This is a genomic window from Stenotrophomonas sp. 86428_Sma, assembly GCF_056481585.1.
The window spans coordinates 2,167,167-2,188,689 of sequence record NZ_CM151156.1; the positions used below are offsets into that span (position 1 = coordinate 2,167,167).

General features: G+C 67.0%; 20 protein-coding genes and 1 pseudogene. 9 read left to right on the plus strand and 12 right to left on the minus strand.

Annotation, left to right across the window (positions count from 1 at the left end; translation table 11 throughout):
* Positions 1–90: 90 nt before the first annotated feature.
* The 6 genes and pseudogenes from ACZK3J_RS10015 to ACZK3J_RS10040 all read right to left on the minus strand — a co-directional run.
* A pseudogene (locus ACZK3J_RS10015) lies at positions 91–228 on the minus strand (acireductone synthase); the annotation flags it as partial.
* A gap of 120 nt (positions 229–348) precedes the next feature.
* Positions 349–1,044 (minus strand): acireductone synthase, encoded by a 696-nt coding sequence (mtnC, locus tag ACZK3J_RS10020; protein WP_043397315.1) that lies wholly within the window; start codon positions 1,042–1,044, stop codon positions 349–351.
* Positions 1,045–1,047: 3 nt separating this feature from the next.
* Positions 1,048–1,605, minus strand: a complete 558-nt coding sequence (locus ACZK3J_RS10025) for a 1,2-dihydroxy-3-keto-5-methylthiopentene dioxygenase (protein ID WP_125895900.1) — start codon at positions 1,603–1,605, stop codon at positions 1,048–1,050.
* A 92-nt stretch (positions 1,606–1,697) separates the two neighbouring features.
* Positions 1,698–2,339, minus strand: a complete 642-nt coding sequence (locus ACZK3J_RS10030) for a methylthioribulose 1-phosphate dehydratase (RefSeq protein ID WP_032130340.1) — start codon at positions 2,337–2,339, stop codon at positions 1,698–1,700.
* A 530-nt stretch (positions 2,340–2,869) separates the two neighbouring features.
* Positions 2,870–4,297: an amino acid permease gene (locus tag ACZK3J_RS10035; protein WP_032128776.1), complete on the minus strand. Its 1,428-nt coding sequence runs from the start codon at positions 4,295–4,297 to the stop codon at positions 2,870–2,872.
* A gap of 82 nt (positions 4,298–4,379) precedes the next feature.
* Complete coding sequence (locus ACZK3J_RS10040) at positions 4,380–5,855, minus strand: amino acid permease (protein WP_049462087.1); 1,476 nt, start codon at positions 5,853–5,855, stop codon at positions 4,380–4,382.
* A 133-nt stretch (positions 5,856–5,988) separates the two neighbouring features.
* On the opposite strand from ACZK3J_RS10040, the gene ACZK3J_RS10045 reads away from it, so the two are divergent.
* Both ACZK3J_RS10045 and ACZK3J_RS10050 read left to right on the plus strand, forming a co-directional pair.
* Positions 5,989–6,603: an NUDIX hydrolase gene (locus ACZK3J_RS10045; RefSeq protein WP_080356525.1), complete on the plus strand. Its 615-nt coding sequence runs from the start codon at positions 5,989–5,991 to the stop codon at positions 6,601–6,603.
* A complete protein-coding gene (locus ACZK3J_RS10050; protein ID WP_049462089.1) occupies positions 6,588–6,995 on the plus strand; it encodes a hypothetical protein in 408 nt (135 codons plus the stop codon). Before ACZK3J_RS10045 ends, ACZK3J_RS10050 begins: the two co-directional genes overlap by 16 nt.
* Before the next feature lie 146 nt (positions 6,996–7,141).
* On the opposite strand, the gene serA is transcribed toward ACZK3J_RS10050, so the two are convergent.
* On the minus strand, positions 7,142–8,383 hold the full coding sequence (serA, locus tag ACZK3J_RS10055) for a phosphoglycerate dehydrogenase (protein ID WP_014037034.1): 1,242 nt from the start codon (positions 8,381–8,383) through the stop codon (positions 7,142–7,144).
* 169 nt (positions 8,384–8,552) lie between these two features.
* Between serA and ACZK3J_RS10060 the strand changes: the two genes are divergently transcribed.
* The 3 genes from ACZK3J_RS10060 (at position 8,553) to ACZK3J_RS10070 (ending at position 12,140) form a co-directional block, all read left to right on the plus strand.
* Positions 8,553–9,941: an FAD-binding oxidoreductase gene (locus ACZK3J_RS10060; RefSeq protein WP_049462090.1), complete on the plus strand. Its 1,389-nt coding sequence runs from the start codon at positions 8,553–8,555 to the stop codon at positions 9,939–9,941.
* A 62-nt stretch (positions 9,942–10,003) separates the two neighbouring features.
* Positions 10,004–10,303: a DUF2388 domain-containing protein gene (locus ACZK3J_RS10065; protein WP_014037036.1), complete on the plus strand. Its 300-nt coding sequence runs from the start codon at positions 10,004–10,006 to the stop codon at positions 10,301–10,303.
* Between the two features lie 40 nt (positions 10,304–10,343).
* Positions 10,344–12,140, plus strand: coding sequence for a DUF7844 domain-containing protein (locus ACZK3J_RS10070; protein WP_049462091.1), 1,797 nt, complete (start codon positions 10,344–10,346; stop codon positions 12,138–12,140).
* Here the strand turns inward: ACZK3J_RS10070 and ACZK3J_RS10075 are convergent.
* Together ACZK3J_RS10075 and ACZK3J_RS10080 are read right to left on the minus strand one after the other, a co-directional pair.
* Complete coding sequence (locus ACZK3J_RS10075; RefSeq protein WP_032128780.1) at positions 12,118–13,194, minus strand: ATP-binding protein; 1,077 nt, start codon at positions 13,192–13,194, stop codon at positions 12,118–12,120. The two genes, ACZK3J_RS10070 and ACZK3J_RS10075, sit on opposite strands and share 23 nt — an antisense overlap.
* Positions 13,194–13,910, minus strand: coding sequence for a response regulator (locus tag ACZK3J_RS10080; protein WP_478476859.1), 717 nt, complete (start codon positions 13,908–13,910; stop codon positions 13,194–13,196). Before ACZK3J_RS10080 ends, ACZK3J_RS10075 begins: the two co-directional genes overlap by 1 nt.
* Positions 13,911–14,039: 129 nt before the next feature.
* Here ACZK3J_RS10080 and ACZK3J_RS10085 point away from each other — a divergent pair, with 129 nt between their 5' ends.
* The 4 genes from ACZK3J_RS10085 (at position 14,040) to ACZK3J_RS10100 (ending at position 19,526) form a co-directional block, all read left to right on the plus strand.
* Positions 14,040–15,188, plus strand: coding sequence for an efflux RND transporter periplasmic adaptor subunit (locus ACZK3J_RS10085; protein ID WP_049462092.1), 1,149 nt, complete (start codon positions 14,040–14,042; stop codon positions 15,186–15,188).
* A 36-nt stretch (positions 15,189–15,224) separates the two neighbouring features.
* Positions 15,225–18,374, plus strand: coding sequence for a multidrug efflux RND transporter permease subunit (locus tag ACZK3J_RS10090; protein ID WP_478476860.1), 3,150 nt, complete (start codon positions 15,225–15,227; stop codon positions 18,372–18,374).
* Positions 18,355–18,747, plus strand: coding sequence for a nuclear transport factor 2 family protein (locus ACZK3J_RS10095; RefSeq protein ID WP_032128783.1), 393 nt, complete (start codon positions 18,355–18,357; stop codon positions 18,745–18,747). Before ACZK3J_RS10090 ends, ACZK3J_RS10095 begins: the two co-directional genes overlap by 20 nt.
* Before the next feature lie 83 nt (positions 18,748–18,830).
* Complete coding sequence (locus ACZK3J_RS10100; RefSeq protein ID WP_049462094.1) at positions 18,831–19,526, plus strand: COG3650 family protein; 696 nt, start codon at positions 18,831–18,833, stop codon at positions 19,524–19,526.
* Positions 19,527–19,576: 50 nt separating this feature from the next.
* On the opposite strand, the gene ACZK3J_RS10105 is transcribed toward ACZK3J_RS10100, so the two are convergent.
* From ACZK3J_RS10105 to ACZK3J_RS10115, 3 genes are read right to left on the minus strand one after another with little or no spacing between them, the layout of a single operon-like run.
* Entirely contained in the window at positions 19,577–20,110 is a 534-nt protein-coding gene (locus ACZK3J_RS10105; protein WP_049462095.1) for a hypothetical protein, read from the minus strand.
* The gene (yeiP, locus tag ACZK3J_RS10110) at positions 20,100–20,666 is read right to left on the minus strand and encodes an elongation factor P-like protein YeiP (protein WP_005409468.1); all 567 of its coding nucleotides are present in this window, start codon (positions 20,664–20,666) and stop codon (positions 20,100–20,102) included. The genes ACZK3J_RS10105 and yeiP overlap by 11 nt, the downstream gene beginning before the upstream one ends.
* A gap of 49 nt (positions 20,667–20,715) precedes the next feature.
* Positions 20,716–21,492, minus strand: a complete 777-nt coding sequence (locus ACZK3J_RS10115) for an SDR family NAD(P)-dependent oxidoreductase (protein ID WP_478476861.1) — start codon at positions 21,490–21,492, stop codon at positions 20,716–20,718.
* Positions 21,493–21,523: the final 31 nt, after the last annotated feature.

Sequence of the window (21,523 nt, forward strand, 5' to 3'; positions counted from 1 at the left end):
TGGCACACCCCGAACATGCCAACCAAGGTTGGCATCTACCAGAAGCGGAGACGGGTAGGTGCGGACCGTTGGTCCGCACACATCTCTTCTTTACAGCTGGATCTGCTGGAAATTCTCGACCCGCTCGTGGCCGTTGGCGGCCTGGCCGGTGCGCGGCAGCGGGTAGTCGTCCAGGCGGTCGATCAGGCGGGTCTGCAGGCCGGCTTCGCGGGCAGCATCCAGCTCTTCTCCGCCGCTTTGGTAGGTGTCAACCTTGGTTGACACATCGGTCGTATGCCAACCAAGGTTGGCATCTACCAAGAGCGGTACCCGGTAGCCGATGCCCCAGAGCCCATCGGCAGGCGGCGTTTACAACTGGATCTGCTGGAAATTCTCGACCCGCTCGTGGCCGTTGGCGGCCTGGCCGGTGCGCGGCAGCGGGTAGTCATCCAGGCGATCAATCAGGCGGGTCTGCAGGCCGGCTTCGCGGGCAGCATCCAGTTCTTCCACCACATCCGACAGGAACAGAATCTCGCCGGCCGGCACGCCAATGGCCTGCACGATGCGGCGGTAGCTGTCGGCCTCACGCTTGCCGCCGACTTCGGTGTCGAACCAGCCCGACACCAACGGGCTGAGGTCACCGGCGTCGCTGAAGCCGAAGAACAGCTTCTGCGCCGGCACCGAGCCGGAGGAGTACACGTACAGCGGCAGGCCGGAGGCGTGCCAGCCCTTCAGCACCGGCGCCACTTCCGGGTAGAAGTGCGCGGTGTAGTCGCCGCGGCGGTAGCCTTCGTCCCAGATCAGGCCCTGCAGCGCCTTCAGTGCGGTGTGCTTGCGGTCCTGGTCGATCCAGCCCTGCAGCGTCTCGGCTACCAGGCTGTCCTGGCAGGCGCCGCCGATCTCGGTGGCCACCGCATCCAGCCAACGGCGGACTTCCGGCTGCTGGCCGTGCTCGGCGACGAACGCGGGCAGCGCCTTGCGGGCATAGGGGAACAGCACGTTCTTGACGAACGAGATGCTGCTGGTGGTGCCTTCGATATCGGTCAGGATGACGCGGGGCTGCATGGATCAGGATGCCTGGGTAGGTACGTAACGGGGGAATTTCTGCGCGATGTCGGTGCCGGTGAAGTGACCGACCCAGCCATCCGGCTCGGTGAAGAAGCGGATCGCCACGAAGCTGGGCTCTTCGCCCATGTCGAACCAGTGGGTGGTGCCATCGGGCACGGCGATCAGGTCGTCTTTCACGCACTCGATCTCATAGACCTTGTCGCCCACGTGCAGGGTGAACAGGCCGGAGCCTGCGACGAAGAAGCGCACCTCGTCTTCCTTGTGGAAGTGTTCGTCGAGGAACTTCCTGCGCAGCTCGGCGCGGTTCGGGTTGTCCGGGGCGATCGAGGCCACGTCCACGCTCTTGAAGCCGCGCTCGGCAACCAGGCGGTCGATGTCGGCGCGGTAAGCGGCGAACACTTCATCCTGGCTGGCGCCCGGTGCGACCGGTGCGGTGGCCTGCCAGCGCTCGAAGGTGACGCCGATCTTCTGCAGCTCGGCAGCGATGACCGCGCCGTCCTGGGTATCCAGAAGCGGCGATTCGGGGCGGGTGTCGTCGTAGATGCGCAGTCGGCTCATGGCGGCAGCTTGAACGTCTCGGGGGGAAGACAGGGTAGCAGGGTGGGCACGAGGTGCAGATTCCGGATCGGCATCTGCACCTGCTTGCGGGTTCAGCCGCGCAGCTTGCGCAGTTCCAGCTCGCAGTGGAACAGGAACTCGAACGCTTCCAGGTGGCGGCGTGCCTCGGCCATGTCGCGGCCCCAGGCATACAGGCCGTGGCCGTCGATCAGGTAGCCCCACAGGTTCTGCCGGTCGAGCAGGTCATCGACCTGCTTCGAAAGCACGTTCATGTCCTGGGTGTTGGCGAACACCGGCACGTCGATGGCCATCTCGTGGGTGCTGTTGCCGGCGAAGGCCTTCAGCAGTTCGTAGCCTTCCAGGCGGATGTGGCCCTGCGGCGCGTACAGGCGCGAGGCGACGGTCTGCACCGGCGAGTGGGTGTGCAGCACGCAGCCGATTTCCGGGAAGCGGCGGTACAGCTGGGTGTGCAGCAGGGTTTCGGCGGACGGGCGCAGCGGGCGGCCGACGGCCAGGCCGTCGAAGTCCACCACCATGATGTCGTCCTCGATCAGGCGGCCCTTGTCCTTGCCGGAGACGGTGATCGCGGCGTGGCGGTCATCCAGGCGGTGGGAGAAGTTGCTGCTGGTGGCCGGCGTCCAGCCGGCGTGGGCCAGTTCGCGGACGTTGTCGATCAGCAGCTGGGCCAGTTCGCTCAGGCGCGCGGTGTCGTACGGGAAGGTGGGGGCGTTCATGCCGTCGATTTTACTGGATTCGGCCAACGGCTGAGCCCCTCGTGGCTGTCTCGCCGGGCTGGATTTCTTGCTTTGGCCGGGCGGGTGGGCTGTGCAGGGGACGCCGTAGACCCTTCCTTGGGGGCTTGGCCGCGGCATCCATGCCGCGGACACCCCTGCACAACCCACCCGCCCGACCACGGACAGGTTCCGTGCGCGTCAGCCACGGAGTGAAGAAGGAAAGGCAGAAGCGGGTCGCGGCGCTGCGCTTGCTCGGAGCCGAGCATGGCTCGGCTCTACAGAGAATTCATTTCCCAGACCGAATTCATCCACGCATGGCGTGGATCCCCCGGACGCGCCGGGAGAGTGTCAGGGGTGGGGAGGCATGGGTTCGCGGGGGTGTCCGCGGCATGGATGCCGCGGCCAAGCCTCCAGGGATGGATTCACGGCGTCCCCCGCGAACCCATGCCTCCCCGCCAAACCCTCAGCCCAGCTCTTGTCGTTGCTCCGGCTTCAAAGGCGGGTGCAGGGCCGCAGGCCCTGCAATCCCTTTACTTACCCCGCAGGCGGCTGTGTCTGAAGCCGTAGCAGAAATAGATCACGAAGCCGACGAACGTCCACACCCCCATCAGCATCCAGTTGTGCATCGTCATCGCCGACAGCAGGGCAAGGCAACTCAGCACGCCCAGGCTGCAGATCAGCCACGCCATCGGCATGCGGAACGGACGCGGCAGGTCCGGCTGGGTGCGGCGCAGGATCAGCACGCCCGCGCACACCGCCGCGAACGCGATCAGCGTGCCCATCGAGGTCAGCTCGCCGAGGATGTCCAGCGGGAACAGCGCCGCCAGCAGGGCGATGCCGATGCCGGTGATCACGGTGTTGATGTGCGGGGTGCGGTACTTCGGGTGGATCTTGGTGAACACCGGCGGCAGCAGGCCGTCGCGGCCCATGATCATGAAGATGCGCGGCTGGCCGATGATCATCACCAGCACCACCGAAGACAGGCCGACCAGCGCGCCCACCTCGACCACCCAGCGCAGCCAGCCCAGCTGCGGATGCGCTGCCACTGCAGTCACCACCGGCTCGTCGGTGCCCAGCAGCTGGAACGGCACCAGGCCGGTCATCACTGCGGCCATGGCGATGTACAGCACGGTGCAGATCACCAGCGACAGCATCATGCCGAACGGCATGTCGCGCTGCGGGTTCTTCGATTCCTGCGCCGCCACCGACACCGCCTCGAAGCCGATGTAGGCGAAGAACACCATCGCCGCGCCACGCAGCACGCCTTCCATTCCGTACTTGCCGGGGCCTTCATTGGCCGGAATGAACGGAGTCCAGTTGCTGGTGTCCACGTACTTCCAGCCGACCACGATGACGAGCACGATCAGGCCGGTTTTCAGCACGACCATCGCCATGTTCATCGCCGAGGACTTGCTGATGCCGACGTAGCACAGCCAGGTCAGCAGCAGTACCAGCGCGGCGGCCGGCAGGTTGGCGATCGCGCCGGTGGGGCGCAGCTGTGCATCGAGTGGGGCACTGACCAGCGCCGCCGGTAGATGGATGTCGAACTGGCTGAGCAGGCTGAGGAAATAGCCGGTCCAGCTGACCGCGACCGCCGAGGCGGAGACGCCGTACTCGAGCACCAGCATCCAGCCGATGAACCAGGCGGAGAGCTCGCCGAAGGTGGCGTAGGTATAGGTGTAGGCGCTGCCGGAAACCGGCACCATCGAGGCGAATTCCGCGTAGGCCAGCGCGCAGAAGGCGCAGCAGATGGCGGCCAGTACGAAGGACAGCATGATGGCCGGGCCGGCGTGGTTGGCGGCGGCCTGGCCGGTGATGACGAAGATGCCGCCGCCGATCACCGCGCCGATACCCAGGGCAGTCAGCCCCCAGGGGCCGAGGTGGCGGCGCAGGCTCAGGCCGTTGGCGTCTTCATGGGCGGCATGCGGGTGCTTCGTGGCCCACAGTTGCTTGAACATGTGTGGTGGTCTTGTCGAAGCGCGCCATGACCGGCGCGCGGGGAAAACGGACGGGCCGGCGCGAGGCCGGCCCGTAGGCGGATCAGGGCGACTTGGCCAGCTTGCTGTTGCGGATGCCGTAGCCCAGGTAGATCAGCAGGCCGAGCAGCGTCCAGCCAACGAACAGGTGCCAGTGCACCACGAACGCCTGCCAGAACAGGAACAGGCAGGTGGCTGCGCCGAGGGGGCAGATGATCCAGACCGCCGGCACGCGGAACGGGCGGTGGATCTCCGGCTTGGTATAGCGCAGCACCAGCACGCCGATGCAGACCGTGGCGAAGGCCAGCAGGGTGCCCATCGAGACCAGTTCGCCCAGCACGTTCAGCGGTACCAGGCCGGCCAGTGCCGCGGCGATCACGCCGACCACGATGGTGGCGACGTACGGGGTGCGGAAGCGGGCGTGGACCCTGCCGAAGAACTTCGGCAGCAGGCCGTCGCGGGAGATGGTGTAGGCGATGCGGGTCTGGCCCATCATCATCACCAGCACCACCGAGGACAGGCCGGCGATGGCGCCGATTTCCACGAACGTCTTCAGCCAGGACAGGGTCGGGTAGGGCTCCAGCGCGGTCGCCACCGGCTTGTCGGTGCCCAGCAGGTGGTACGGCATCATGCCGGTCAGCACCGCACAGACGATGATGTAGACGATGGTGCACACGGCCAGCGAGCCGAGCAGGCCGATCGGCATGTTGCGCTGCGGGTCCTTGGTTTCACCGGCGGCGGTGGAGACCGCATCGAAGCCGATGTAGGCGAAGAACACGATGGTGGCCGCACGGAACACGCCGCTCCAGCCGAACTCACCCGGCACACCGGTGTTTTCCGGGATGAACGGCTGCCAGTTGGCCGGGTCGATGTGGGCCGCGCCGATGCCGATGAACAGGCAGATGACGGTGACCTTGATCGCCACGATGATCGCGTTGACGAAGGCCGACTGGGTCACGCCCACGTACAGCAGGCCGGACACCGCCGCCACGATCAGCACTGCCGGCAGGTTGAACAGCTTGCCCGAGGCGATGAACTCGCTGCCGGTCCAGGCGATCGGGGCTGCGCTCAGGGCATCCGGGAACGGCATGTGCAGCGTGGTGGTGATGAAGCTGATCAGGTATGCCGACCAGCCCACCGCGACCGAGGCCGAGGCAAACAGGTATTCCAGCACCAGGCACCAGCCGATGAACCAGGCCATGCCTTCGCCGAGGGTGGCGTAGGAGTAGGAGTAGGCGCTGCCGGAGACTGGCATCATCGCCGCGAATTCGGCGTAGCACAGGCCCGCCAGGGCACAGGCGAAACCGGCCAGCACGAACGAAAGCATCACCGCCGGGCCGGCATGGTTGGCCGCGGCCTGGCCGGTCAGCACGAAGATACCAGCGCCGATCACCGCACCCACGCCAAGCAGGATGAGGTGTTTAGCCGTGAGGGTCCGTTTCAACGTGGCTTCGCCGTCCAGGCTGCCTTCGATGGGTTCGCCGGCATCGACGTGCCCGGCCGGTTCAACCGGCTTGACCCTCAACAGAGCTTTCAGCATGCAGTACTTCCTAGTGATCGGATTGGGTGGGCCGCCGATACGTTGCCGGCAACCCTGGAATGGTGAAGGCCGCGCGAACGGCCCGCTGTACCTTAGCCAAAGCTGAAGCCAACGCACAAGCGCAATCGCAACAATGAACGGCGATAATGAGCAGTATTTTTCCAGACCGCCCCCATTCATGCGCCAGACCGCCGAAACCCTTGCCGTGCTTGACGATCGCCTGCGTGGCCTGCTGCGGGACTATGCCCGGCGCGAGCCCGCCCACGACGCACTGGCTGCCGAATTCGGCACATTGTTGGACGATCCGGAAGATCCGTTCCGGCGCGAGCGGCTGGCCGGCCACTTCACCGCCAGCTGCTGGCTGGTCAGTGCCGACGGCCAGCGCCTGCTGCTGACCCATCACCGCAAGCTGCAGCGCTGGCTGCAGCTGGGTGGCCACGCCGACGGCGACCGCGACCTGGCCCAGGTGGCACTGAAGGAAGCCGAAGAAGAATCGGGACTGAGCGGCCTGGTGTTGGAAGACCCGGCCATCTTCGACCTGGACAAGCACTGGATTCCGGAGCGCAAGGACGTGCCGGGACACTGGCACTACGACGTGCGTTTCGTGATCCGCGCGCTGGGTGGCGAGGCCTTCGTGCTCAGCGAGGAGTCGCTGGAACTGGCCTGGCGGCCGGTGACCGAGGTCGCGGCCGATCCGGAATCGGACGAATCCATGCAGCGCATGGCGCGCCGGTGGTTGGCGCGCTGATGCTCTCCGACGGCTGTGCAGCGTTTGTTGCGGCTCATGCCTGTGGTGAGGCGAAGCAGGATGCGGCACTCGCGATGATCAAGGCTGCATTGCCCGTCATCACATCCATCAACTGGGAGCGCGTGCCATCGCGCCTGGAGGTCCCAGAGGTGGGGCGGGAGCGGCTGGCGCAGGAGTTGAGTGCCATTGCAGGTGCTGTTGGCTTGCCATGCGAAGCTGTGTTGACGATTGTCCAGGTGGATGGGGCGGTGCCTTCGCTGGGCAGCCGCCTGCAGGACTGGCTGGTTCATGCCGAGGAGCTGGATTTCGTCGATACGCTGTTCCTGTCGATGGAAGACAGGGTTCTGATCCATTGGGACTTCTACAAGAGCCTTTACGCCGTAAGGTTCTGAGGTGTCCCATCCACGCATGGCGTGGCTCTACTGCAACCCGGCAGATCCGCTCCATGAGGGGGTCGCGTGGTGCAGATGCATGTCGCCGGGCATGGCCCGGCGCTACCGTCATCTTGCGGGCCGGGCCATGCCCGCCGAACCTTCGATCAGTACAGGATGCGCGTGCGCAGCGTGCCCGGAATCGCGGCCAGCTCGTCGCGCACGGCGGCGGCCTGTTCCTCGCTGGCGGTGATGTCGATCACCACGTAGCCCACCTTCGGGTCGGTGCGCAGGAACTGGCCGTCGATGTTGACGTTGTGGCGCGAGAAGATCTCGTTGACCTTGGACAGCACGCCCGGCACGTTCTGGTGGATGTGCAGCAGGCGCAGGCTGTCGGCGTGCTCGGGCAGGGTCACTTCCGGGAAATTGACCGCCGACAGGGTGCTGCCGTTGTCGCTGTAGCGCACCAGCTTGGCGGCCACTTCAACGCCGATGTTGTCCTGCGCCTCCAGCGTGCTGCCGCCCACGTGCGGGGTCAGGATCACGTTGTCGTGGCGGGTCAGCGGCGATTCGAAGATATCGCCGTTGCCCTTCGGTTCGACCGGGAACACGTCCAGCGCGGCGCCGCCGACGTGGCCGCTGGCCAGTGCCGCGTCCAGCGCATCGATGTCGACCACGGTACCGCGTGCGGCGTTGATCAGGTGCGCGCCCTTGCGCATCTTCGCCAGCTCGGTGCTGCCGATCATCCACTGCGTGGACGGGGTCTCCGGCACGTGCAGGGTGACGATGTCGGCGCGCGCCAGCAGGTCGTCCAGGCTGGCCGCCGCACGGGCATTGCCCAGTGCCAGCTTGGTTTCCACGTCGTGGAAGATCACCTGCATGCCCAGCGATTCGGCCAGCACGCCGACCTGGGTGCCGATGTGGCCGTAACCGATGATGCCCAGCGTCTTGCCGCGCACTTCATGGCTGCCGCTGGCCGACTTCGACCAGCCGCCGCGATGGCATTCAGCGTTCTTCTGCGGAATGCCACGGGTCAGCATGATCGCCTCGGCGATCACCAGTTCGGCCACGCTGCGGGTGTTGGAGTACGGCGCGTTGAACACCGGGATGCCGGCCAGCTCGGCCGCGTCCAGGTCGACCTGGTTGGTGCCGATGCAGAAGCAGCCCACCGCGATCAGGCGCTTGGCCTCGGCCAGCACTTCGGCGCTGAGCTGGGTGCGCGAACGGATGCCGACGATATGCGCCTCGGCGATGCGCGCCTTCAGTTCGTCCTCGGGCAGCGCCTTGGTGTGCGCTTCGATCTGGCTGTAGCCGGCGGCGCTGAATACCTCCACGGCGGTCTGGCTGACCCCCTCCAGCAACAGCACGCGGATATCCTGCTTCGGGAACGAGGTCTTCTTCGGCGACATGGGGCGACACGGCCAGTGGGACAGGGGCTGACCACTATGCCAGATCGCAGCGACCATGGTGCAGTGCGCAATTGGTTGCATCCGTAGCTATCTGCACGGCTGCGGGGCTGGACGCTGGCGCGTGCCGCTGGCACGCTTGCCCGTTCTTCATGCACCGCGCTGGACCGTCATGACCGATTCCCGCATTGCCTCGCTGCAACAAGCCTGCCCCGGCCTGAAGCTGAAGACCGATCCGTCCGACCTGGAGCATTACGGGCGCGACTGGACCCGGCGCTGGACGCCGGCGCCGCTGGCGATCGCACTGCCGGCCACGGTCGAGGAAGTGCAGGCGGTGATGCGCTGGAGCGCAGGTGAGGGCGTGGCCGTGGTGCCGTCCGGTGGCCGCACCGGCCTCTCGGGTGGCGCGGTGGCCGCCAACGGCGAGCTGGTGCTCAGCCTGGAACGGATGAACAAGGCACTGGCCTACGACGCGGTCGATCGCACCCTGGTGGTGCAGGCCGGCATGCCGCTGGAGGCCGTGCACAACGCCGCGCTGGATCACGGCCTGATCTACCCGGTGGATTTCGCCGCGCGCGGGTCCTGCTCGATCGGCGGCAACATCGCTACCAATGCCGGTGGCATCCGCGTGATCCGCTACGGCAACACCCGCGAGTGGATCGCCGGGCTGAAAGTGGTCACGGCTGATGGCGAGTTGCTGGAGCTCAACAAGGGCCTGATCAAGAACTCCAGCGGCTACGACTTCCGCCAGCTGCTGATCGGCTCGGAAGGCACGCTGGGCGTGATCGTCGAAGCCACGGTGAAATTGACCGATCCGCCGCCGGCCAGCAATGTGATGCTGCTGGCCGTACCCAGCTTCGAGGTGCTGATGCAGGTATTCGCCGCGTTCCGCGCGCGCCTGCAGCTGCAGGCCTTCGAATTCTTCACCGACCGGGCGCTGGAGCACGTGCAGGCACATGGCGCACAGGCACCGTTCGACGAGGTGCATCCGTACTACGTGGTCACCGAGTTCGCCGCGGGCGACGAGGCCCAGGAAGCGGCGGCGATGGCCGCGTTCGAGGACTGCATGGGCAATGGCTGGGTCAGCGACGGTGTGATCAGCGCCAGCGATGCCCAGGCCGCGCAGCTGTGGCGCCTGCGCGAAGGCATCACCGAATCGCTGGCGCGCTACACGCCCTACAAGAATGACGTCTCGGTGCGGATCTCGTCGATGCCTGCGTTCCTGGCCGAGACCCAGGCGCTGATCGGGCAGGCCTATCCGCATTTCGACGTGGTCTGGTTCGGCCACATCGGTGACGGCAATCTGCACATCAATGTGCTCAAGCCGGACGACACCAGCGACGCTGATTTCGTGGCGCAATGCGAGCACGTAACCAAGCTGTTGGCGCAGGTGCTGGCCCGCTTCGATGGCAGCATCTCGGCCGAGCACGGCATCGGCCTGGTCAAGAAGGGCTACCTGGACAGCACTCGCGGCCCGGCCGAGATCGCGCTGATGAAGGCGGTCAAACGCGCGTTCGATCCCCAAGCGCGGCTGAATCCCGGCAAGCTGTTCGACGTTTGAGCCGGGCAAATCCTTCACGTACCCGTTACGCTCCACGCTTCCTAACAACCGGCTTCGAACCGATGACCCGTCCGCTTCTGCTGCTTGCCCTGCTGTCCCTGCCGCTGGCCGGCTTCGCTTCCAGCTTCGCCGGCACCTCGGCCGGCTCGGCCACCGGTGCGTCCTCCGGTTCCTCGGGCAGCAGCTCGGGCGATGACAAGGTGGTGCTGGCTGCACGCGACGATGCCGCCGCGTTCGTCGCCAGCGACGGCCAGATCCGTGGCGCTCGCCTGCAGGCGGCGCTTGTCCACCTGCGTGAGCAGAGCACTGCCGCACAGCAGCAGAGCGACCTGGAACTGGCCCGCGCGCTGCTGGCGCGTTGATCCCGCCTTCGGGTAGTGCCGGCCGCTGGCCGGCAACGCCATGACAACTGCAAGGAACGCAGCCACGCACGGCGTGGCTCTACTGCTGATCGCTCATGTCGCGCACGCGGCTGATCGCCTGCAGCTCGATCCTGCGGGGCTGAGCCCTGCACAGCAGCAGATGGCGACGCATACACTGACCGACGTACAGTCACTGCTGCCGGAGGGTCTGCTGCGCGCTTTGCCGGCTCAGGTGCAGGTGCGCTGGAATGACGACCTTCCTGCCAAGGTGCACGGCCGCGCTTTCGGCGACCGCATCACGTTGCGCCGCGATCTGCTGGATGACGGCATGCCCGGCGCCCGGCGTGCGCGACGCAGCGCGCTGGTACACGAACTGACCCATGTTGCCGACCGTACGGCGGCGAACTGGTCGCGCAGTATGCGCTGGCGTGATCTGGCCGGATGGCAGCGCAAGCCCTGGCATCTCGGCCGTGGCGGCAATGACTTCCGAGACCGTAGTCCCGATGCGTATGAACTGAAAGATCCGGCCGAGTACCTGGCAGTGAACGCCGAGCATTTCGTGCTCGACAGCGAGTTTGCCTGCCGGCGCCCGGCACTGGCGCAGTGGTACCAGGCCCATTTCGGAACCCCGCCGTCGCTGCCACAGCCGCAGTGCGCTACGACGCTGCCCTTGCTCCAGGCCGAATCGGAAGAAGGCGCTGCATCGCTGCTGCACCTCGATCCGGCGCGCGTCTACGCGGTGGATTACCTGTTTGCCGAAGGCAGCGCGCAGCCGATGAGTCGCTGGGGCCACAGCATGCTGCGGCTGGTGATCTGCAAGCCGGGGCGCGCACCTGGGCAGGATTGTCGCCTGGACCTGGAATACCACCGTGTGCTTTCGTTCCGTGCCTTCGTTGGTGACGTGCAGATTTCCAACTGGCGTGGCCTTACCGGTGGCTACCCGTCGCGACTGTTCGTGCTGCCGCTGCAGCAGGTGGTGGATGAGTACACCAAGGTCGAGCTGCGCGGGTTGCAGTCGCTGCCGTTGCAGTTGTCGCCCGGCGAGATCGCCAGCCTGCTCGAGCGCACTGCGCAGGTGCACTGGAGCTATGACGGGCGCTATTACTTCGTCAGCAACAACTGCGCGGTGGAAACCGCCAAGCTGCTGCAGGCGGGTGTACCGCGGCTGGGCGAGGCCGGGCTGGCCCAGCTGAGTCCGCGTGGTTTGAAGCGTCGGCTGTCGCAGCTGCATGTGCTGGACGAGCAGGTACTCACGGACCGCAATGCAGCACAGGCGCAGGGTTACTACTTCGCCTCGGCACGCGATCACTACCAGCAGTTGTTCGGCGTGGCGGCAGCCCAGCTGGCATTGCCCGCACGCGACGTACGCGGCTGGTTGAAGCTGCCTGCACAGCAACGGGCACCGTGGTTGCTGAAGGGCGACCTGCGCGCAAGCGCCGGCCTGCTGCTGCTGGAACAGGCTGCGCAACGCCGCGCCGAGCTGCGCGCGCGCGATGTGCTGAAACGGCGCCTGCTGGCCGCACCGGACAGTGCCGAAACCCGGGGCCTGCGCCAGTTGCTGGAGCAGGGTGGGCAATGGCTGCGCCCGGGTACGCTGCTGGCGGGCGGCGGCTACGGGTTGCCGCTGGCCGATGAGCAGGCGGTGCTGGCCGAAGCGGTTGCCACCGCCAGCGCACAGGCGGTGCCGGCCTGGCAGGCGCTGCGCGTACAGCTGCGTCAGCAGCTGCCGGAGAAGCAGCGCAACGAAATGGATGCGATCGACGCCAACCTCGCTGCGCTCGGTGCCCGCCTGCGGGAACAGGCAGCCACGCCGGCTATTGGCGCGGCAGCTCGATAACGAAACGGCTGCCACCAGCGTTGCCCGCCGTGCAGTAGACGCGGCCGCCGTGCGCGTCGGCGATGGCCTTGACCACCGCCAGGCCGAGCCCGCTACCGCCACCCTGGCGCGAACGCGAACCGTCGGCACGCATGAACGGAGAGAAGATGTCGGCGTGCAGCTCAGGGTCGATGCCCGGGCCCTCATCCTCGATCGCCACCTGCACATGGCCCGGTGTGTCATGCACGGCAATCCGCACCTTGCCCGGGCTGGCATAGCGGCGCGCGTTCTCCAGCAGCGCCAGCAGCGCCTGGCGCAGGCGGGTCGGGTCGCAGTGCGCGTTGTGTTCTTCGCGGCTGGTTTCCAGCTCCAGCACGAAGCCGGCGGCGCGGAACTGGGGATCGACCAGGGTCATCACCGAATGCACTTCGGCCACCACGTCGGTACGTGCGCGGCGCACGTCCAGCCGCGCATTGTCGGACAGGCTCAGCACGCGCAGATCCTCGATCAGTCGTGACAGGCCCTCGACCTGGGCGAGCAGGCTGCGGAACTGTGATTCGTCCGGCTGGAAGACGCCCTCGGCCAGGCCCTGCAGGCGGCCGCGCAGGATCGTCACCGGAGTCCGCAGTTCATGGGCGATGGCTGCATGCCACATCGCACGCTCGCTCTCCACGTGCTGCAGCCGCCGCGCCATGGCGTTGAAATCCTCGACCAAGGTGGCCACTTCGCCCGGCGAGTTTTCCTCGACGCTGGCGCGCGCGCCCAGATCGCCGCCGGCCAGCGCGCGCACGCTATCCACCAGCGAATTCAACGGTGACAGGATGCGGTGGGCGAGGCGGAACGAGGCGGCGATGGCCAGCGCCAGGCCGGTCAGGATCACGCCGACCATCCATGCCAGTTCAGGGCCGGTCGGCAGCCAGCTTTCCGGTTCCTCGGTAGTGCCGGGGAAGAATTCGACCAGGACCGCATACAGCAGCCACGATGACAGGATCATCATCACGATGACGCCGATCACCATCAGCGACATCGAGACGATGATGTGGCGGCTGAGCCCGGAGCGGCGCAGGCGGGCCATCAGCGGTCGGCCATCAACCGGTAGCCGACGCCACGCACGCTGGCCGGCACATTGACCATGCCCACTTCATCCAGCTTGCGGCGCAGCTTGCTGACATGGCTGTCGACCGTGCGCTCCAGCGCCTCGCTTTCCGGCAGGCATTCGTGCATCAGTTCGCTGCGGCTGAAGATGCGGGTCGGCGCCAGCGCCATGCAGTGCAGCAGCTTGAACTCGGTGAGCGTGAGCAGCACTTCGTGGCTGTAGCCTTCGCCTTCCACGTGTACGGCGTGGGTGGCCGAGTCGATCAGCAGCGGGCCCGCCCGCAGCGCGGTCGGGGCGTCCACGCGCGAGGCGCGCAACGTACGCCGCAGCACGGCGCGCACGCGCGCCGCCACTTCGGCCGGATTGAATGGTTTGACCACGTAGTCATCAGCGCCCATGCGCAGTGCGGTCAGCTTGTCCAGGTCCTGGTCCAGTGCGGTCAGCATGATCACCGGCGTCTCGCCGCGCTGGCGCAGCTGGGTCAGCACGCTCCAGCCATCCAGCCGCGGCAGCTGCACGTCGAGCAGGACCAGATCGTGGCGGGCGCTGCGATGCAGGTCCAGTGCGCTGTGGCCGTCGGCGGCGCGCAGCGTACGCAGTCCTTCGCGTTCCAGATAGGCGGTAAGAATGTCGGCGATCTCGGCCTCATCCTCGACGATCAGGACGAGGGCGGCGAGGGCAGGGGCGGCATGCATGCAGGGGCGGGGCCTTAAGGTGCTTGCCTCCATCGTATCTCCACAGTTCCTCCATCGAAACCCCATCATCGCCACGCACACTGGGTTCTTCAGAACCTATCAGCCGCCCGCGCGGCATTGTGCACAGCAATGAGAACCTTCAGGACTCCGGTCGCGTTGATCGCGGCCCTCGCCCTGGCCATGACGGCCTGCTCCACCCCCGAAGCCTCGCCCGAAGCCGCACCCCGCGTGAGCGTGGTTACCGTCGGCCCGCAGGTGGTGCAGCGTGACGACGAACTGCCTGGCCGCGTGGCCGCCGTGCGCACCGCGCAGATCCGAGCGCAGGTGGGTGGCATCGTGCAGCGCCGGCTGTTTGACCAGGGCGCGGAAGTAGACGCCGGCCAGGCCCTGTTCCAGATCGATCCGGCGGCCTTCCGTGCCGATGTCGATTCGGCACTGGCCGCGCTGCAGCGCAGTGAGGCCGCCCTGGGCCGCAGTCGCGTGCAGTCGCAGCGCCTGCATGCACTGGCCGCGGCACAGGCCGTCAGCCAGCAGCATCGCGACGATGCCAGTGCCGAGTACGAACAGGCCCGTGCCGCGGTGAATGAAGCGCGCGCGATCCTGGCCCGTCGCCAGCTCGACCTGCGCTATGCCACGGTCAGCGCGCCGATTGCCGGCCGCATCGATCAGGCGCTGGTGACCGAAGGTGCACTGGTCGGCGTGGCCGATGCCGAGCCGATGGCGGTGGTACAGCAGATCGACCAGGTCTACGTCGATGTGCGCCAGCCGGCGGCCCAGCTGGAATCGCTGCAGCGCAGTGCTGCCGGTGGTGGCGAGCTGCCGGTGACGATCATCGGTGCCGCCGGCAAGCCGCTGTCCGAGCGTGGGCAGATGCTGTTCTCCGGCATCAACGTCGATGCGCGTACCGGTGATGTGATCCTCCGCATCCTGGTCGACAACCCGCAGCGCCAGCTGCTGCCCGGCATGTATGTGCGCGCGAAAGTGCCGCGGGGTGCACCGGCCAGTGCGCTGACCGTGCCGCAGCAGGCCGTGCTGCGCAGCGCCGGTGGCCAGGCCTATGCCTGGGTGATCGGTGGCGATGGCAAGGCGGTGATCCGCACGCTGGAGGTCGACGGCAGCGTTGATCGCCAGTGGCTGGTGCGCACCGGTCTGAAGGCGGGCGAAAAGGTGGTGGTCGAGGGCCAGGAACGCCTGCAGGAAGGCGTGGTGGTCGATGCGCGCGACTGGCAGGTGCCGGTCGCCAGCGCCGGCGCGGTGCAGGCCGGCAGCAAGGGCTGAGCCTTTCCCGGGCCAGCCCCTCCAGGAAAATCCAACATGGCACGTTTCTTCATCGATCGCCCGGTGTTCGCCTGGGTGCTGGCGATCTTCATCATCCTGGCCGGCGTACTGGCGATTCCGCGCTTGGCCGTGGAGCGCTATCCGGCGGTCGCGCCGCCCAGTGTCAGCATCTATGCCAGCTACCCGGGTGCCAGCCCGCAGACGCTGAATGATGCGGTGGTCGGGCTGATCGAGCGCGAGCTGTCCAGCGTCAAGCACCTGCTGTACTTCGAATCGTCGGTGGACACCTCCGGCGAAGCCTCGATCACTGCGACCTTCAAGCCCGGTACCAACCCGGAGCTGGCGCAGGTGGACGTGCAGAACCGGATCAAGGCGATCGAGCCGCGCCTGCCGCGCAGCGTGCGCCAGAACGGCCTGTTCGTGGAGGCCGCCGATTCGGGCTTCCTGATGCTGGTCGGCCTGCGTTCGCCGGATGCCAGCGTCAGCGAAGCCGCGCTGGGCGATTTCATGGCGCGCAACATCATCGAAGAGCTGCGCCGCATCGATGGCGTCGGCCGCGTGCAGCTGTTCGGTGCCGAGCAGGCGATGCGGGTGTGGCTGGACCCGACCCGGTTGACCGGCTACGGCCTGACCATGGGTGATGTGGCCACCGCCATCGAGCAGCAGAACCTGGAGATATCGCCCGGACGCATCGGTGATTCGCCGGGTGTTCCAGGCCAGCGCATCACCGTGCCGCTCAGCGCCGATGGGCAGCTGTCCACGCCGGAGCAGTTCGCAGCCATCGTGCTGCGCGCCGGGGCAGACGGTTCACGGGTGGTGCTGGGCGATGTCGCCCGCGTCGAACTGGGCGCGCAGAGCTATGCGTGGGGCACCCGCGAGGATGGCCACCCAGCGACCGCCGCCGGGGTGCAGTTGCGTCCTGGCGCGAACGCAGTGCGCACCGCGTCGGCGGTACGCGAGCGCATGGCCGAACTGGCGCCGCTGCTGCCGCGCGGCGTGGAGTCGAGCATTCCGTTCGACACCGCACCGTTCGTGAAGATCTCGATCCAGAAGGTGGTGCAGACGCTGCTGGAGGCCATGCTGCTGGTGTTCGCGGTGATGTACCTGTTCCTGCAGAACTGGCGCTACACGCTGATTCCGGCGCTGGTCGCACCGATCGCGCTGCTCGGCACCTTCGCGGTGATGCTGGCACTGGGCTTCTCGATCAACGTGCTGACCATGTTCGGCATGGTGCTGGCGATCGGCATCATCGTCGACGACGCCATCGTGGTGGTCGAGGGCGTGGAACGGATCATGGCCGAGGAAGGACTGCCGCCGCGCGGGGCTACCATCAAGGCGATGCGCGAGCTGACCGGTGCGGTGATCGGCATCACCCTGGTGCTGACCGCCGTGTTCATTCCGATGGCGTTGGCCAGCGGCTCGGTGGGCGCGATCTACCGCCAGTTCACCGTGGCGATGGCGGTGTCGATCCTGTTCTCGGCGCTGCTGGCATTGAGCCTGACGCCGGCGCTGTGCGCGACCCTGCTGCGCCCGAATACCCATGGACACCATGGTCGTGGCGGGCTGTTCGGTGCCTTCAATCGTGGCTTCGAGAAGATGACCGGGCGCTACCAGCGTGGCGTGGCCTCGGTGCTGCAGCGCAGTGGGCGGGTGATGGGCGTGTTCGCCGCACTGGTGGTGGCGCTGCTGCTGGGCCTGCACTGGTTGCCGGGCGCATTCCTGCCGGAAGAAGACCAGGGCTATTTCATGACCTCGATCCAGCTGCCGGCCGAAGCCACCGCCGAGCGCACGCTGGCCGTGGTCGAAGCCTACGAGCGGCATGTGGCGTCACGCCCGGGCATCGGCTCCAACCAGTCGATCCTCGGCTACAGCTTCTCCGGTTCCGGCCCGAGCGCGGCGCTGACCTACACCATGCTCAAGGACTGGGGCGAGCGCGCAGGCGCCACCGCGGCCGGCGAGGTGGAGGCCGCGCAGAAGGCGATGTCCACGATTGCCGAGGGCGAGGTGATGAGCGTGATGCCGCCGGCGATCGACAGCCTGGGCCGTTCGTCCGGGTTCTCGCTCGCCCTGCAGGCGCGTACTGGGCAGAGCCAGGCCGAACTGCGCGCGGCCCTGCAGCAGCTGCTGAAGCTGGCCGAGGCCAGCCCGCTGCTGTCCGAGGTGCATGCCGATGGCCTGCCAGCGGGTACCAGCGTGCGGCTGGATATCGACCGGGCCAAGGCCGAGGCGATGGGCGTGGGCTTCGAACACATCAGCAGCACGCTGTCGGCGGCAATGGGCTCGCAGTACGTCAATGATTTCCCCAACAAGGGCCGGTTGCAGCAGGTGATCCTGCAGGCCGATGCACCCCACCGGATGGAACTGGAGGACGTGCTGAAGCTGTACGTTCGCAACAGCGAAGGCGGCATGGTGGCGTTGTCCGAGCTGGTGACCCCGCACTGGACCGAGGCACCGCTGCAGCTGCAGCGCTATCTCGGTTTCCCGGCGCTGAACCTGTCCGGCGCACCGGCATCCGGTGTTTCGACCGGCCAGGCGATGGCGGAGATGGAGCGGTTGGCGGAGAAGCTGTCGTCCGGCTTCGCCCTGCAGTGGACCAGCCAGTCGCTGCAGGAGCGCGAATCCGGTGCGCAGGCACCGTGGCTGTTGCTGCTGTCGATGCTGGTGGTGTTCCTGGTGCTGGCGGCGCTGTACGAGAGCTGGTCGATTCCGCTGGCGGTGATGCTGGTGGTGCCTTTGGGCCTGCTCGGCGCGGTCGCCGCCGTGTTGTTGCGCGGCATGCCCAACGACGTGTTCTTCAAGGTCGGCATGATCACCGTGATCGGGCTGTCGGCGAAGAACGCGATCCTCATCGTCGAGTTCGCACGCCAGCTGCAGCAGCAGGGCCGTGGCCTGGTCGAAGCGGCCTTGGAGGCGGCACGGCTGCGCCTGCGGCCGATCGTGATGACCTCGCTGGCGTTCGCGCTGGGCGTGGTGCCGCTGATGCTGGCACAGGGCGCGTCGAAGGAAACCCAGCAGGCGATTGGAACCGGTGTGTTCGGCGGCATGGTCAGTGCGACCGTGCTGGCGGTGTTCTTCGTACCGGTCTTCTATGTAGTAGTGCAGGGCGCGCGGCAGTGGATCGCGCAACGCCTGCGCAGGCGCCGGCCGATGCCGGAAGGATCCGTGGATGGAACGGGACATCGTTGAAGACCTGCATGAGCGGCAGCTGGCAGCGCTGGAACAGCGCCTGCGGCAGGCATTGCTGGATGACGACCACGATGCGCTGACCGCGCTGGTATCGCCGGCCTTGTTCATGATGGATGGGCAGGGCGGGCGCATGCTCGATCTGCCCTGGCTGGGCGACTGGCTGGCCGGGAACCTGCGGGTGAGCAGCCTGCAATCGTACGCGGTGGAAACGCTGCTGTGCGGACGCCTGGCATTGTTGTCCAGTGACGTGCGCTTGTCGGTGCGCGGGCAGGGCCAGGAGCGCGAGCTGAAACTGCGCCTGCTGCGGGTCTGGACCTGCAGTTCCGGCGACAGCGGCGCGCAGCTGCTGTCGATGGCGGTACTGGCCGCATGAACGCGGTCAGGCCGCTTTCAGGCCCCGCTCACCGGCAGGTGGTAGGGTCGAAGATCTCTGTAGTGTCGACAAGGAGTCGAGCCATGCGTGTAGTCCCCAGTCTGTTGGCAGCCTCCCTCGGGTTGGTCCTGGCCGCGTGCCAGCCGGCACAGCCACCCGCTGCGGGCGGCACTGATTCCGCGCCGCCGGCCGCGCCCGAACCGGCTGCCAGCACCGGCGCCGGTACCGGCAGCGAGACCATGTACCGGTGTGGTGATCTGAACGTGCGCGCGACCTTCAATGGCGAGGATGCGGCGACGGTAGTGATCGGCGAACGTACCTTCGCCATGACTTCCGAGCGTGCGGCGTCGGGCGCGAAGTATGGCGATGGCCAGGGCAACAGCTTCTGGACCAAGGGCAGCGATGACGGCCTGTTGAGCCTGAAGGGCGAAGCCGATCGCGAGTGCCATGCGGTCGAAGCCACCGAAGGCGATGGCAGCGCCGGCAATGCCGCGTTCCGTGCCACCGGCAATGAACCCGGCTGGCTTGCAGTCGTTGACGGCGATGCGCCGGGCCTGCAGGTGGAAGTCGATTACGGCGAGCGCCGCTTCGATGTGGCCAAGCCCACCGAGGGGGCCGACGGATGGAGTGGCAAGGCGTCCGACGGTACCGACGTCAAGCTCAGCTTCCAGCGCACCACCTGCCAGGACGACATGAGTGGTGAGGCGTTCGAGGCCAAGGTGAACCTGACCATCGGCACCCGCCAGTACCACGGCTGCGGCAATTTCGGCGCGAAGTAACGCCCGATTCCGCGGATCGGTGACGCCGGGCCATGCCCGGCGTGCATCGATCAGCCCCCGCAGGGCTTCAGGTCGAGATCGAAGTCCAGGTCATAGCGGCCGTTGATCCCGATCAGCGCTGCGCGGACAGCGCAGTCACCGCGATGACGCGCGACCAGATCGGTGAAGATCTTCTCGCGGCCCTCGCAGTACTTCGCGCTGGCCTCTTCCAGTTCGCGGCGACGCTCGTCGTCGTACGGCTCTTCGCCGGCGAAATGCTGGCAGGTGTTCTCGCGCGCGAGGAAGGCCTGCACGTCGGCCGGCATCGCGCAGTAGATGCGCACGTCGTCGACGTCATACACATCCTCCGGGACCGGACAGCCTGCGGCTGCACGTACCTTGTCCAGGTCCTCTTCGCCTGAGGGCTGCTCGGTAGCGGGCTCCGCTTCGGCGATGGCCTCCACGGCGGCCGGTGCCTTCACCGCTGGTGCGGCGGTCACGGCCGGTTCGGCTGGCGTGGCGTCGGCAGCATTGTCCGCTGCCTGCGGCGAACATGCCGCAAGCAGGGACAGGCAACCGATCAGCGCAAGGCGCTTAGTCGGCACGGCCAGCGAACTCGCCGGTGGCGGTGTTCACCAGCACGCGCTCGCCGTTGACGATGTACTCCGGCACCATGATTTCGATGCCGGTGTTGAGCTTGGCCGGCTTCGGGCGCTTGGTGGCGGTGCCGCCCTTCAGTTCCGGCGGGGTTTCAATCACTTCCAGCACCACCGAGGCCGGCAGCTGGATCGCCACCGGCTGCTCGTCGATCACCTGCACGTAGATGCCGGTCAGGCCGTCGGTGATGTAGCCGGCGTCGTCGCCGATCACGTCCGCGTCCAGGGTGTACGGGGTGTAGTCCTCGTCATCGAGGAACACGAACGCATCGCCGTCCTTGTACGAATAGGTGGACTGGCGGCGCAGCAGTTCGACCTCGACCAGGTTGTCGTCGGCATCGAAGCTGGCATCGAGCTTGTTGCCGCCCGGCACGCTGTACATGATGAAGCGGAAGCGGACGTTGCCGCCGCGACCCTGCGGCGAGCTGCGCTCGATGTCGCGGATCTGGTACACGCCGTTGTTGTACTCGACGACGTTGCCCTTCTTGATGTCGTTGGCTTTCATGGTGATCTAGGTCGTTGGGGGAGGGCGCCGTCCCGGCGCCCGGGGGGAATCACTTCGGAGCGAGGCGGGTAGCGCCGTCCAGGCGGATGGTCTCGCCATTGAGGTAGGTGTTGCCGAGGATGAAGCCGACCAGGCTGGCGAAGTCTTCCGGCTTGCCCAGGCGCGACGGGAACGGGATCGACGCGGCCAGCGACTGCTGCACCGCCTCGGGCATGCCATCGACCATCGGCGTCCAGAACACGCCCGGGGCGATGGTGTTGACGCGGATGCCGAAGCGCGACAGTTCGCGCGCCATCGGCAGCGTCATCGACACCACGCCGCCCTTGCTGGCGGCGTACGCGGCCTGGCCGATCTGGCCTTCGTAGGCGGCGATGCTGGCGGTATTGATGATCACGCCGCGCTCGCCGTCGGTGCCGGCCTCGTTGTACTGCATGCGGTTGGCCGCGGCCTTTGCAACGTTGAAGCTACCGACCAGGTTGACCATCACCGTGCCCTGGAAGCCGGCCAGCGGCATCGGCCCTTCTTTGCCCAGCACGCGGCCGGCGCCGAGGATGCCGGCGCAGTTCATCGCCACGTTCAGGCCACCGAGGAACTCGTGGGCCTGGTCGATGGCTGCCGAAACGGCCGCTTCATCGCTGACGTTGACGTTGACGTTGAAATAGCGGGCCTTGTCGGCACCCAGCCCGGCAACGGCGGCAGCACCCTTGTCGTCGTTGAGGTCGAACAGGGCCACCTTGCCGCCCTGGGCGACGAGGTGCTGGGCCACGGCCAGGCCGAGGCCGGAGACGCCGCCAGTGATCACGGCACGTACGGAAGACAGCTGCATTGAACGGTCCTGCAGGTTCGAGAACCGCCGA